Annotated in this window: 14 protein-coding genes; 1 reads left to right on the forward strand and 13 read right to left on the reverse strand. The window is 64.1% G+C overall.

Annotated elements, in window-relative coordinates; genetic code table 11:
* Nucleotides 1–5 precede the first annotated feature (5 nt).
* From ACOYYX_RS18745 to ACOYYX_RS18765, 5 genes are all read right to left on the reverse strand, one after another.
* Entirely contained in the window at nt 6–2,339 is a 2,334-nt protein-coding gene (locus ACOYYX_RS18745) for a hypothetical protein (protein ID WP_422931438.1), read from the reverse strand.
* A gap of 89 nt (nt 2,340–2,428) precedes the next feature.
* Entirely contained in the window at nt 2,429–2,866 is a 438-nt protein-coding gene (locus ACOYYX_RS18750; RefSeq protein WP_422931439.1) for a hypothetical protein, read from the reverse strand.
* Between the two features lie 6 nt (nt 2,867–2,872).
* Nucleotides 2,873–4,735: a hypothetical protein gene (locus tag ACOYYX_RS18755; protein ID WP_422931440.1), complete on the reverse strand. Its 1,863-nt coding sequence runs from the start codon at nt 4,733–4,735 to the stop codon at nt 2,873–2,875.
* The gene (locus ACOYYX_RS18760) at nt 4,732–5,094 is read right to left on the reverse strand and encodes a hypothetical protein (RefSeq protein ID WP_422931441.1); all 363 of its coding nucleotides are present in this window, start codon (nt 5,092–5,094) and stop codon (nt 4,732–4,734) included. Before ACOYYX_RS18760 ends, ACOYYX_RS18755 begins: the two co-directional genes overlap by 4 nt.
* 74 nt (nt 5,095–5,168) lie before the next feature.
* A complete protein-coding gene (locus tag ACOYYX_RS18765; protein ID WP_422931442.1) occupies nt 5,169–5,552 on the reverse strand; it encodes a hypothetical protein in 384 nt (127 codons plus the stop codon).
* A gap of 378 nt (nt 5,553–5,930) precedes the next feature.
* Here ACOYYX_RS18765 and ACOYYX_RS18770 point away from each other — a divergent pair, with 378 nt between their 5' ends.
* Complete coding sequence (locus ACOYYX_RS18770; RefSeq protein ID WP_422931443.1) at nt 5,931–6,335, forward strand: hypothetical protein; 405 nt, start codon at nt 5,931–5,933, stop codon at nt 6,333–6,335.
* Nucleotides 6,336–6,704: 369 nt separating this feature from the next.
* On the opposite strand, the gene ACOYYX_RS18775 is transcribed toward ACOYYX_RS18770, so the two are convergent.
* The 8 genes from ACOYYX_RS18775 to ACOYYX_RS18810 form a co-directional block, all read right to left on the reverse strand.
* A complete protein-coding gene (locus ACOYYX_RS18775) occupies nt 6,705–7,169 on the reverse strand; it encodes a hypothetical protein (protein WP_422931444.1) in 465 nt (154 codons plus the stop codon).
* A gap of 112 nt (nt 7,170–7,281) precedes the next feature.
* The gene (locus tag ACOYYX_RS18780) at nt 7,282–7,671 is read right to left on the reverse strand and encodes a hypothetical protein (RefSeq protein ID WP_422931445.1); all 390 of its coding nucleotides are present in this window, start codon (nt 7,669–7,671) and stop codon (nt 7,282–7,284) included.
* Nucleotides 7,668–9,545: a hypothetical protein gene (locus ACOYYX_RS18785; protein ID WP_422931446.1), complete on the reverse strand. Its 1,878-nt coding sequence runs from the start codon at nt 9,543–9,545 to the stop codon at nt 7,668–7,670. Before ACOYYX_RS18785 ends, ACOYYX_RS18780 begins: the two co-directional genes overlap by 4 nt.
* Nucleotides 9,523–10,191 (reverse strand): hypothetical protein, encoded by a 669-nt coding sequence (locus tag ACOYYX_RS18790; RefSeq protein WP_422931447.1) that lies wholly within the window; start codon nt 10,189–10,191, stop codon nt 9,523–9,525. The genes ACOYYX_RS18785 and ACOYYX_RS18790 overlap by 23 nt, the downstream gene beginning before the upstream one ends.
* A gap of 233 nt (nt 10,192–10,424) precedes the next feature.
* On the reverse strand, nt 10,425–10,616 hold the full coding sequence (locus tag ACOYYX_RS18795; RefSeq protein WP_422931448.1) for a hypothetical protein: 192 nt from the start codon (nt 10,614–10,616) through the stop codon (nt 10,425–10,427).
* A 101-nt stretch (nt 10,617–10,717) separates the two neighbouring features.
* Complete coding sequence (locus ACOYYX_RS18800; RefSeq protein WP_422931449.1) at nt 10,718–11,017, reverse strand: hypothetical protein; 300 nt, start codon at nt 11,015–11,017, stop codon at nt 10,718–10,720.
* Nucleotides 11,018–11,141: 124 nt separating this feature from the next.
* Nucleotides 11,142–11,747, reverse strand: a complete 606-nt coding sequence (locus ACOYYX_RS18805; protein WP_422931450.1) for a hypothetical protein — start codon at nt 11,745–11,747, stop codon at nt 11,142–11,144.
* A 710-nt stretch (nt 11,748–12,457) separates the two neighbouring features.
* The gene (locus tag ACOYYX_RS18810) at nt 12,458–13,252 is read right to left on the reverse strand and encodes a DJ-1/PfpI family protein (RefSeq protein ID WP_422931451.1); all 795 of its coding nucleotides are present in this window, start codon (nt 13,250–13,252) and stop codon (nt 12,458–12,460) included.
* Between the last annotated feature and the right edge of the window lie 44 nt (nt 13,253–13,296).

A 13,296-nucleotide genomic window follows, 5' to 3' on the forward strand; every position in this document is an offset into this window, starting at 1 on the left:
TGGCCTCAGCGTTTGCGGTTGCGGCGGGGCCGGCGCTTCTTCGGCGGGGGCGTGCCCCGCCGGTCGGCCAGCACGAGGACGGTCTTCTGCTCGGGCTCGAGCTGATAGGCGATGGTGACGATGGAGGGGAGGTTGTCCGACTCGCCCTGGGCCGTGCCGAGCGTCTGGTTCAGGCCGATGTCGCGGCCGACGATCTTGTCCAGCTTGTCGCCGACCTTGTAGCCGAGCCAGAGCCCGTTGAGCTCGACGTTGCCGGCGAAGGTGCCGGCCTCCGACTCCTTGCGGAGGGCGTCGGCGAAGGACTGCGACTCCTTCTCGTCGTCGACCTTGAATTCGTCGTTGCCGCTGGCGCCCTTCTGCTCCGACTCCGAGCTGTACTTGGAGACGGTCCGCTTGTGGAAGCGCTCGCGGGCGTCATACCTCCGCTCGACCGTGAACGAGGTCATCGTGACCTCGCGCCGCTTCGCCGAGATGTCGATCCCGGCGTCGGCCTCGATGACGGTGGTGAGCCGGAATCGGGGGTAGGGGTAATCCGCGGTGGGGTTGGAGTTCCACTCGACGACGTTGATGAGTCCGCCCTGGGGATAGGCGACGGGTTCACCCTTGCCGGGGATGCCCCCCTTGAAGTCGTTGGGATTGTCGGCCGTGATGCGGAAGCCGAGCCGGTCGGGGAGCACGTTCCAGTTCGACGGGGCGATCTCCTGCCAGTCGTCCCCGGTCCCGTCCCAGACCCCCGGCATCTCTCCGGCATACTTGGCCGAGACGAAGAGCTTGGCCTGCAGCGGCTTGCCCAGCTTGTCGAGCGTGATCAGGCTGGGCTTCCCGGGCCGGCGGCGGATGACGTAGCTCCGCTTGTCGCCCGGCTTCTTGTCGGGATCCAGCAGCTTGTCGAGGTTCCCGGGGTAGCCCTCCTGCCACGAGTTCGATTGGAAGCTCCAGTGCCCCTCGCCGCACTCGTCGAAGACGTAGACCCTATAGTCGGTCGCCTCCTTGGTGCCGGTGTACTTCTCGATGGTGTCCTTGTCGCCGGGGCTGATCTTCCAGCCCGGCGCCAGGATGAACGAGGCCTCGATCTCCTCGATGTCCGTGTCGACCCGCCACTGGTTGACGATGTCGCTGCCGTCGCGGGCGAGCTTCAGGCCCATCACGTTCGTCAGGTTGGGGTCGAGGGCGTCGCCGGGCGCCTGGAGGTAGAGCGACTTGATCAGGAGCTCGTCGTCCTTGCGGTAGACGCGGAGGTGGTGGACCGGAAATCCGTCCTCGTCGAGCTCGACGTCGAACCGCATGGCGAAGCCGTAGGGGTCGATCAGGCGATGGAGCGCCACGGGCCAGGGCTCGCCGCGGACGTTGTAGTCCTCGACCTCGATATCCTCCTTCTTGAAGGTCGAGTCGTCCTGGAGGTTGATGAATGCCCCCTCGTACGCCGGGACGATGGCGACCAGGATGTCCTTGAGCTCGGCGAGGTCGGCATACTTGACGTAGCGCTGGCGTGGGTTGCCCACGCCGATGACGTAGCGTGCGGCCATCTCCAGCGTCCAGATGCGGATCGTCTTGCCCTTGATCTTGCAGAGCGGCTCCTCGGTCTGGGGGTCCTTATCGGTGGGAGGCCAGACCGGGCCGAGGAAGACGGGGTAGGCCGCCTCGTCCTCGCCCAGCTCGCCGGGGGGCTCGCCCTCGCCCCCGATGTAGCCGAAGCCGCCGTCCTCCGAGTCGTCGTCCTTGCCCTCCTCGGTGCCGCCGATGGTGGAGTCGAGCTTGGGGTTGCTGTCGGCGTCGTCGGGGGTGGCGTTGGGCTTGCCGTCGGGGTTGAAGCGGGGCTCGAGCCCCGACCGTATGTCCGCGCCGGGCTGGTCGGGGGTGCTGGCGTCCCGCATGATGGCGCCGCGGAGCGGGAAGTCGTACTCGCGGATGGGCGTGGCCAGGGCCTCGAACGTGACCATCTCGACGGTCGACCCGAGGTCGGCCTGCGGGACCTGCACGAAGCCGTCGAAGAGGATCTGGTCCTGACCCTCGCCGAGCAGGAACATCACCACGAGCCGGTCGTCGTGGTTGACGACGTTCTGGCCCTGGGCGTCGAGCGCGTAGACGTCCTCGACCCGCTTGGGATCCTGCGCATCCCCGAAGGGGTCGCCGAAGGCGTAGCGGAAGCGGGCGACGGCGGGGCTCGGCCCCTCCTGGATCTCGACGCCGACGCAGCGGATGTTGGGCAGGAGCTCGTAGCTGCCCTGGGGGTTGCCGAAGCCGTCCTGGCCGGTCTTGTAGCGCAGGACGACCGTGGGGATGGCCTGGAAGGCCAGGGACGCATTCGGGTCGGGCTCGTAGGTGAACTGTCCGGACATTGGTGAAATACCTTGATGATCAAATCTATTTCATGCCGATATTACTATGATATCGAATGCGCAAAGAATGCGGATAGTGCAGATTCGGCTTATTCGGAGAGTTCGCCCCGGACGCAATCCGACTTGCTGACTTCGAAAGGGCTCGTGACGAACGGGCCCTTTTTCATCGCGCAGTGCCAGGTCCTGTCGCAGCCGCACCCGGCCTCGCCCTTGATCTGCTCGCCGCGATGCTCGCAAGCTTCCACGAGCTTCAAAAGGTCGGTGTAGTGGTTGGTCGGCTCGGGGTCGCTGTTGATGCGGGTGATGGTCGGCTTCGCGTCTTCGTGCGAGGCCCCGCCTTGAATTGTCGCGGTCCCGGCCCCGCACGACTGATCCCGCTCGAATGGCCTGCCTGCGGCGATGGCCTCGATGTCCCGCCGGTAGACGAGGTGCCCGGGATGGTCCTCGCGAGTCAGGCGGCAGTACACCTCGCGAGTCGCCTCGGGTATGTCGAGGCCGTCGATCAGCGGGAAATGTTCGCATGCCATTCGGATTTACTCCACCACGGTCCACGTCCCGACGAGCTGGCTGAGGTCGGCGCTGATCGGTAGCTGGTTTGTGACGCGGTCGACATCGGCTTGTGTGATTGTCATCACGTCGTGTAGCGGGCAATAGGCGGTGACGTTGGCCCCGGAGCTGCCGACGGCGTCGACTGGAGTCCCGGCGACGAGCGCGACATGGAACAGAGGCCCGCCGCACGAACGGAATCGGAACAAGATCACTCGGCCCACGGAGTACCCCACCTGGAGGTCGATGTTGGCCGGCGCGTAGCTGTCTCCGAACGACGGCGGCAGGCAACTCGTCACGTTGGCAGACAGCGTCAGGATCCCGTCGTAGACGCTGGTTAGCGGATCGGTCAGGGTGGCGGTGAAGGCCCCGGCCGGGCCGGAGATCGTGACCGTAGGCGGGATCGTGACGGGGCGGGGGACGGCGAGGCAGCCGTAGCCCGGCAGCCGGTCGACCAGGAACAGTTTCGCCGTGGGCGTGGCCGTCTGCGATGGCGGCGCGACCCAGCCCGCGCAGTCGGGCGGGGGCGTGACCGAGAAGATGTAGTTGCACTGGTTGTACGCGCCGGTGAAGGTGAAGAAGCCGTTGCTGTCGGTCGTCCCCGTGGCGAAGTAGGGGGGCGTCCCCGATGCGTTGGTGATCGTGACCGTGGCGTTCGGGAGCGCCGGCCCTGCGATGGAGGTGCAAGCGATCACCTTGACCGTGTTCGTGATCATCTGTCCCTGGAGCGGGACGTTGACCACAAGGTTGTCGCAGTGCTCGATGTGCACGACCTGGGGCGGCAGCGGCGTCCCGTTGATGATTACATAAGAGAGCGTGAAGTCGCCCGCAGGGATGATTCCGCTGAAGGTCACGGAGTAGGGGTTGGCGAGCGTCGGCGTCAGCGTCTGGGAATAGCCGCCCGGGCCCGTGAGCGTGACGCTGAACACGCCCGCGAGCGTCGAGCACCCGTTCGTGATGAAGTCCACCCGCAACTTGGCGAAGCTGGGCATGTCCAGCTCGACCATCACGGTGTCGCTGTCGACGGGATCCACCGTCCCCTCGACGCTGAAGTTCCGGAGGGAGTCCTGGGCGACGATCCCGTAGGTCGTCAGCTTCCGGACCCCGAGGCAGCAGGTGGGCGCGACCTTCGCGGTGATATGGGCCCCCGTCCCCGGGCCCGCGAAGCTGGGGAGCGAGACGGTCGGGGCCTTGGTCATGCCGACCCCGGGGTTGACGATGCGGACGTTCTTGACCTTGCCGTCGGCGACGTCGAAGAGGCCGATCGGCCCCTGATAGGGCCCACTCATGCTGTAGTTGGTGAAGACCAGCGGATATCCGACTCGATCGATGTACCCCGAGCCCGGATTGTCGAGGGTCAGCTCGACGAGGCCCAGCATTGCGAAGCAGTCATTGATGATCGTCTTGTCCGGATCCGCGGCATCATACAGGCCGACGAAGGCTTGCAGGCCGGCGACGAGGGCCCCGCACTGGGTGAACTTCACGCAGATGATGGTGGCGCAGGCGTCGTAGTAGACCCACCGGCCGCCCTCGGAGATCGAGTGGGCGACGATCATGTCGCCGGGCCGCGGCGTGCAACTTCCGATGACCAGCACGTAGACAACCTGGTCCTCGTCGAACTCCGGCGCGTCGACGTGGGCCCCGGTCTGGTCGATCGGGGGGTACTTCGTGACGGGATGGATCTTCAGGTATTTGAAAGGCCCGAAATTCGCCTCAACGTCGTCGGCTACCCTCCCGACGATCGTGGAGGAGCCGATGATCGCGCGTCCTTGCGGCCGCTGCTCGAGCACCCGACGGACGTCGATCAAACTTTCACGGACCCAGTCGGACTCGGGATCATTAATGCTCATAAGTTACTCGTCGTCCCCCAGGAGAAGACCCACGACTCGCCCTCCCGGAGCAGCAGGAGTGGCGTGCCGGGCGGCGGAATCAGCGGTCCGCGGTTGGTTGCTTCGACGAATAGCCCCGGGATAGGCTCGAGCCTGGCCTTGGTTCCGGGCGCGATAGGTCCGTCGTCATGCACCTCGACGACCTGGCAACGCTGCGGGCCGGGGGACATCTCGGGGTAGCTGTCGTCGGCGTTCGGCGCGGCTAGGGCCAGCAGGCCGGTCGCGTTTTCGAGGTCGATATCCTTCGATTCGACCCAGCGGTCGAAATTTCGTTGCCCCGGGTCCTGGGCCGGCTCGAGGCCCCGTGTGTTGTGCGTCATTTTTGCCCTCCAAAGTGATGTGTCCCATCAGCGGTCCCTTTGGTGATCCGATCACCAAAGTTGTTTTTGGTGCGTCAAGGTCCCGAGATCTCGGCTTGGGCGGCGGCCAGCGGGTCTTGAGTCGATGGGCTGTCCTCCGGGGCTTGAGAGGCGCGAGTGCGTTCGGGTGTGGGGGCGAGGGCCTCGTCAATCCGATCTCGGATCGTCTGGAGAAAAAGCCGCCTGGCCCCGGGGTGGAGATCCGCGGATGCGCGTACCGACCTGGACATGAGGTCCTCGCGAATGGACTCGTCCGGCTCGCCCCGCCTGGCCCTCATCCGGGCATTAAGCCGTGTGTAGCGGGCGAGGAAGGAGAGCAACGCGGGCTGCTCCTGGCCGTCCCAGGATGCGACCCAGGCCAGGAATTCGGCCTCCTCGGGCGTGTGCTCGGCCGCCGGATCTTGGCTCGGGGTTGGCATGTCGACGATCCCGTGAGTTTCGATGGCGACGAAGGCTCGCCATAAGCCTAGACATTTTATATGCTTGTTTTGATGAGAACCGGCGACGAACCACAGCCCTGGGAGCGACTGCCCGACGAGAGCGGTCCCGCTTATCGTGCGTTCCTGGTGTATCGCGATCTCGGGGCCGGCCGTGCGATAGACGAGGTTGCGCGACGCCTCGGGGGGCACCAAGAGGGCACCAAGCGGGCACCGGGCAGGCTCAAAAAATGGAGTTCGGACCACGCTTGGCCCTCCCGTGCCCTCGCTTGGGACACGCATCAATCTCGGATCCGTCAGAAAGCCGTCGAGGAGGCCGAGCGAGCTTCCGCCCAACGCTGGGTCAGAAGGCGGGACGAGTTGCTCGAGCAGTCCTTCGAGACCGGCCAGCTTCTGCTGCGCCAAGGCCGCCTGCTGGCCACTTTTCCGATTCTCCAACAGAGCCACGACGCCGACGGCAAGGTCACCATCGTCAACCCGGTGCCTCCAGCCACTATCCGGGCCGCCGCCTCGGTCGCCAAGGAAGGAGCCGAACTCGCCGGCAACGCCATCGCCCGAGCCCTGGAGATCCAGGGCCAGGAGGAGCGAGTGGTGGTGATGCCTCGCCCTGTGACCGAGGCCCAGGGCGAAGCCACTCGCCGCGTCGAAGCCCACCGCGCAGCGATGCGGGCCAGGATGCTCACCATGTCCCCCATCGGCCCGGGTTTGTCGCTTGAAGGGTGTACCTCCGAAGCGGCGCAAAACCCTGGCGCAGGGGGCGATTGAAGCTCGCCTCACGGCTTCGCTGGCCTCCGCTCCCGACGAGCCCGAGGCTTGGGAGCCGGGGCTGCAGGGCACAACGTCTCGAAGGCCAGGACTCGCAGCTTATACGCCACCTCGAGGGCCTCGAGGGCGGCCGCGCGGGACCACTCCTGAGACGGCCTGAGAACAACTTGAGGGCCGGCAGGACCGGCCTCGAGTTGGGTATCGATTACCGGCCACGATAAGATCGTCGTTGCCCGGGTGACGAGCTCGTCAGCGAGTCCGGCTGCTCTCTTCGATGCTTCTGCATGCTTTGGCATGTGAGGTCTCTCGGGTCTATGAGGGCTTGGGCCAACTCCGTGAGTCGGCCCGCGTAGTAAGTTGGTGGCCGACTCACCAGCACCAGCAGCCTTCCCGGGGCGGCAGGTCGGCGAACTGGTAGCGCCTCTCGGCCGGGGTGCTGAGGCCCAGGTAGTCACCATCAGCACACGCGATGATCGAGGCTCGAGGATTCGAGGTGTCGTCGGAGGCCATGACCGTCGCCCCGACGAGCTGGCCGTTGCGCACGACCTTGACTCGGCTGCCCCGAGTGGGCGAGAGCGGGTGGGGCGAGAGCGGATCACTCGAGGCGGCCCCCGATGCTTGGCTCGTAGGCCAGCACCAGTGACCGGGGCGAGGGCCATCGCTGAACGGGATGCTTCGGCTCCAGTTCATGCTGAGGTCTCGGATCGGGTTGACGAGGAGCTCGCCCTGGGGATGGCCCGGGTTCCGGAGGCCGACGACCATGCAGGTCGCTTGGCGGCCCTCGCGGTCCATGACGCTGACCCGGTCATATAGCTGGGGGATTCGATAGCTCATTTGATTGACTCCCAAACGTGAAGATTGAACCACTGATTCCGAATGACCACGCCGCTTGCTCATGGCGTCAGCACCCCCCCTACCAGGCCGGGGGCCGACGCATTCGATCGACTCATGCCATGACTTTCCTCCTTCGAGGCCGGTCCGGCTCGATCGCGAGCATCTCCGCGCGGACCGAGTCGAACGCACGCATCTCCGCTTCCTTCCAGCCGGCTTCCTCTTCCTGCATGCGATTCGCTAGCATGCCCCATCGCCGGCGCCAGGAGCCCGGCCAGGATGCGATCTGCTCGCGCCAGGCATAGCTGGGAATCGTGTTGACCGGTGTCTCGCGTCGTTTGATCAGGTCGACGAGCCCCGCCTTGCTCTCGCCGATCACGGCCCAGTCGTCGTCGCTCAGGATTCCCCTGAGGGCGCGGACGAACAATTCCTCTCCCTCGACCGAAACCTTGACGCCGATACTGGCGAGCAGGTCGAGGAGGGCTTCGTCGGCGGGAGTGCTCATAACCTCGCCTCCTCGAAGCGACCATCTTCGCTTATGCGTACGGCTGGGACGGGGCCTGGCCTGCGAGTAGACTCGCCCCCCTGCCCTGCCCCCGGATTTGAACCGGAGGTAGTTGACCAGACGTCATCCGAGGAAATCGAGGCGAGCGGTCCGACTTCGTCGACCTGGCCTTGGTTCGTGATGCGGATCAATCGCTTCCGCTGCCCGCCTGCGGCCCGTTCATTGACGACCTGGATCCCGAACTTTCGCAAGGCGGGGATGACGCGAGCCAGGCTGCTGGACATGCCCCGCGGCGACTGCGGCCAGCCCTTCGAGCGCGTCACCTTCTCTCCGACTATGTCGCCCAACCGATCCATGAGCTCCTGCGCATTGCCCTCGAACGAGGCATCTGCGACAAGCTTGCAAATTGCCGATGCGACCACCGAGCCCTCGACCGCCCTCTCGTCGGAAGATCTCCGATTCCTCGCGTATGCCGAGATCGCTGCACCTTCTCCCCACCCCAGGGCACGCCCGACGGCCTCGGACCATCGCCCGAAATCCGCCAAACGGGGGAGCTTCTCGAGTCTCACCTCGTCAAGGATCCTGAGTCCTCCCGCGACGGCATCGAGCAATCCGCCAAGGATCAGGGGCAAGTCGTCCTCAAAATCGGCCCAGAATAGATTCTCCTCTCGCCGAGATTCCTCGGGGATGCTCGGGAGGGACAGGATGACGCTGCGATCGAGGAGGTCGAATCGCGACACGACGTCGTCGCCGATGCCGTTGAGGATCACAGGCCTCATGGCATCAAAGAAGGCCTCTTCGTCGTTCTCATAGAGCATCCGGACGGCATATCCGCCGCCGGTGGCCAACCGGCAGAGCGCATCGGACAGCCAAGGGACGACAGTGGACAGATTGTCGAGCGTGAGCACCCAGCTATTGCTCGCCCCTATCATCAAATCACGGACTTCGCGCGGCTCGCACCTGAGGAGCGTGCCGTTGGGATCGATACACTTGCGGATCACGCGAGTGGTCGTGCTCTTCGCTGAGCCTTGTTCGCCGTTGACGATGAGGACGGGAAATGGCCCGCCTGGCCTCAAGTAAGCGGCCATCGCTGCGACGAGGAGTCTCCAATCCTCCTCGTCCGCGACGTTGACATACTTCCTGAGGAGGTCGACGGAGCCACCCGGCTTCGGTGTCGGCAGGCTCCCCATCCCTTTCGCGCGTCGGAACCTCACCGGAGGATTCGAGATGACGCGCCAGCCCGACTTGTCGATCTCGACGGCGCTCCAAGCGTCATCGCACAGGTCCAGGTAGATCGAGCCGTCTGAACCGGCCGCAATTCGGGTCCAAACCACATCAAGCGGACTTTCGAACTCGCACTTGGCCTCGAGAACGCCCAAAGCCGCCGACATGGCATCCGACGATGGTGGACCTCCGGTCTCCAGGTAGAAGGCACGTACGAGCCAACGCCGGAAGGACGCACTCTTGATCTGGTGCACCTCGCGGTGTTCCTCGACGGCGAGGCAGGCGTAGAGCTTGGCATCGGCAGTTCGGAAAAATTCCACATCCTCGGCAAGCCGTATCAACGCCTGGGCCTGCGTCTCGAACCCAACCTTGTTCTCACCTCCGTCCTCTCGAGCATTGACGAGCGAGCCCACCAATTCGAGCAGCTTCGCGGCGACTTCCGCGGGGTCGACCCCCGGATGGGCCTGGGCGAAGGTAGAGACGTAACGATCTCGGTCGATGGTCTTCGTCAGGTCCAGAGTGTCGACGAAAAGCGGTGAATCGCCCTCGAACGCCGCCAAGGTCCCGCGGCCGTTGCGATTCACGGGCCTGAACTTCAGGACGACCTTCCGGCCGTAAGCATGTCCATTAGCGGAAGGTTCGGCGGACATGTCCCCCCCTGTTTCTCATTGGGAGGGGCAGGAGCTCGGTCGTAATCCGCATCTTCGTCTCGGCGGAGGCGCGGATATTTGTAAGGACCGATTCCCGGGTGGCGCCGGCCATTTTCCAGGCTCGCACGTCCTTGATGCCTTCGGGCGGAGTGACGATGACGACCCGAGGGCAAGAGACCATCAGGCGGCCCGCGAGTGCTTTCGCCCCTTCGAGGCCCGGTGCATCACCATCGGCCATGATTGCGACTTGGGACGGCCGTCGCCTCCTCACGAATTCGAGGACAATCCTGGTCCCACCGCGGCACGATGGACGACCGATCGTCTCAAACCCCAAATCCAGCAATGCACACGTGTCAGATGCACCCTCGGCGATTAGTAGGGGCTCCGACCCATGCAGATCAGCGGGGACAAAAATTCCCTCATGACCGCCGCGGATCGAGATTTTGCGGCCGCCGGAGAGTCTAAGCCGGACTCCGATCACCCGGTCGTCAGACCCCACCATCGGAAAGGTCCACGCGTCATACTCTTCAGCCCAGCCTACGCCGAGCCGTTGAAGCCCCGAAGGCGAAATCCCGAGCGAAGAGGCGAAGCGCCTGAGGCGCTCGGGGTCCACGTCCCGCTGGAATTCCTCGGCGAGACGCGTCATGTCCGCGAACGACGTCGAGGTCCCGAGGCGTATTGTCCTCCATCGGGGAGAACAGGGTTGCTCGGAGTCGAATCTGAAGAGCCAACCGGCATCGCCAATTCTGCGGACCGCCCCCTGCGAGGTGCGTGAGCAGATCGCCGCGGAGTCGTCGGGACTGCGCAAGCACCAGTCGCCCTTGCCGCAGACGGGGCATCGCTGGGTCGACGACACCCGCTCGAAATCCGACCTCTCGTTCATCGCCGGCCCTCCTCGGCGGAGGAGCAGACGAGGATTCCACGCCGGCCCAGGACGCGGGCGAGCCGCCGGGCGGTATCGCTACGACCGCGGCGGGCGGCCCTATAGAGCGCGTCCTCGATCTCGGCCTCAGTGGGTCGAGGCGGGGCTTGCCAGCTGCCCAGGGGAGGGATAGTATGTTGTGTAGCCATGTTGGGTCTCCCGACGGCCGCGCGAACGGCCGACAAAACGAACACACCGGATCGCCTCGAGGTTCTCGGCCTCGGGGCGTTTCTCTTTTTCCGACCGCGGCCTAGATCCCCAGGCGGGCCAGTTCGGCCGCGGCCGCGATGGCCGCGCGTGAGCGGGCCGAGGGCGAGACGACCTGCGGCCCCTTCGCCGGCTCGGCATTCAATGCCGTTCCGAATGCGGACCAGTCCTCCGCACCCACGTACCACCGGCCGCCAACTCTCGTGGCACGCAGTCGGATACGTTCACCATCGGGACCTATCACCCCGCGGCGGATCCAACGGTGGACGCTCGCGGCGTGCACACCTTCGTCCTGTGCCAACTGCGTCGTGCTGCGACGGGCTTGAGTATTAAGTGTTCGCATCGTCATCCTCGTGTGTTTCGCGTTATTGGTGCCGCGTCACAAGGATTGTACGATACGATCAAGATGTGCAGTTGCAATTATACGAAATTATACGCCCGGGGTTGGGCTTTCGCTCCGCGCGATTTCAACCTTCGCGTATCTCTTGGAGCTTCCCACGAGCTCTTTTGAAAAGCTCAAGGTCGACAAGCAAGACGGCGAATTTCTTACCCCGACGCTCGAATTTCAAAGTCCCTTCTTGCTCGAGCTTTTCGAGGTAATTGGGGTATTTTCTGCTGACGCCCAAGGCCTCATTGAGGTCCGCCCGACTTCCAACCAACCACTCCGGCTGCTCCTTCGGCGGCAGTTCTAGCTCGGCCGCTCGCTCCAGCAGATCATTCTGGAGCTTCATCGCAAGCTCCACTACCGCCGCCGCAGCAGCCAAGGGTGCGTCGGGCGAGCTTTCAAGTCCCCTGAGCCAGCGCTCTTGTTCGAGGGGAAACTCCTCGCTCCCCTTCCATTCGAAAGGGAAGTCCAAGTATCTCACGCTCTTTATCAGGGAAGGTCCGCCCTTGGAGAGTTCCTCGACGAAGCGGCGATGTTGATCTTCATCTTGTTCCGTGCCAGCCCTCGCGTCGTCTAGCACTTGGCGATAACGCGAGATCAGTGGGGTGTAGTGCTGTAGATATACCTCTATCTCTTCGAGGAGCTTCTGGATCAGGAAGATCGACCTGGGAAGCGGATGCGGTCGCATGGTGGGTCTACCCTCTATACCCGGGCCGACGCCCGGCGCGACAGAGGGTAGGGAGTTGCGCCGGACGTCGCTTGGGATGAATCGCTGGCCGGCGATACACCCACCCGTGCAATTCGATCATAGTGTTTCTTTGGCCAGGTTTCCACCTGGTCAGCGTCACAGGCCACACGCAGCACCCGGGTCTCCCCGAGGGACGGTTCGGGACGGTTGCCCGGGACGGTCGGGACGATCAGGCAGAGCAACCGTCCCGTAATTCTCCACTTCGCAAGTCTTTTTCAACAAAAGACTTGCGTCCCTCACAAAGCCCATCTGGGACTGTCGGGACGATTGGGACGATTGTTCCCCTACTCTTTACCGTCCGGCGTGTTTTCACCCCCGATGGGACTACCTGTAACCAAGTCCCCTACCCCATCAATTTGGCGATGCCAGGCCGTACCGTTTTGATACCTCTTTGCGCCCATGATACCGCGTATTTACGCCGTTTCTCGTACCCTTTTGTTTGCCCTTGCAACACAAGTCGTTTCCGCTAAACTTCCGCTCGCCCAAGGGTTTAGGGTGCTCGTGTCGGCTACAGCCTAATCTTTCGACACGCTGGAGGTCGCAGGTTCGAGTCCTGCATCGCCCATTACCCGAAAGTGTCACGCCGAAAGCACTTACGCTTACACGCCTTTTGAGCGGAGCGGCCAAAAGTCTCCAAGATATCCGGTAGACTACCGGATTGGAGGGCCGCTCCGTTGGCATTTCGAAACCGCACCCCGTCCTACCGGCATCACAATCCGACCTCCCAAGCCGTCGTCACGATCGACGGACATGACTACTATTTCGGTCGAGTGGAAGGGAGGCTCGAGGTCGTACTCCATCGCGAGTTGGGTCATCTTGGCGATGCCTTCGCCGAGGAGCTTGGCCAGGAGGACTAGTCCGAAGTCCAGGCCCGCGGTCACTCCGCCGCCGGTGATCCGATTGCGATCGACCACGACGCGTGCGTCGACGGGCGTGGCGCCGAATATCGATAGGAGGTCGCGGCAGGCCCAATGGCTCGTTGCTTTGTAGCCTCGCATCAGGCCTGCGGCGCCAAGCAGGAGAGATCCCGAGCAGACGGAGGTGATGTATCTGGCTCGAGAGCCGCAGTCTGCGAGGAAGGCGATGGTCTCAGGGTCGTTCATGATGCCGAACTGGCCGGGGCCGCCGCCGACGAAGAGGGCGTCAAGCTCCTTCGGGCAGTCGGCGAAAGCTGCGGTGGGACGAAGGGCGATGCCCGTGTCCGACTCGAGGAATTCGCGGGACTTCCAGATCAGGTGGACGTTGCACGAGATGGATAAGGCCGTCTGGGGGCCGAGCAGGTCCATCAGCGTGAGGCCGGGATAGAGCAGCATGCCAATCTCCGGTCGCCGATCCGAGTGCATCGGCTGGATCTTGAGGTCGGGTGACTGCGACTCGCCGGCTGAAGCGACAAAAGGGGCCGCAAGCGTCGAGGCGGCGATTCCGCCGAATTGCCTCCGGTTCATATCTACGATCTCCAAAGGGACTTCGATGTCGCGGCGCGCACCGG

Source organism: Singulisphaera chitinilytica, assembly GCF_049331405.1.
Taxonomy (GTDB): Bacteria; Planctomycetota; Planctomycetia; order Isosphaerales; family Isosphaeraceae; genus PoT.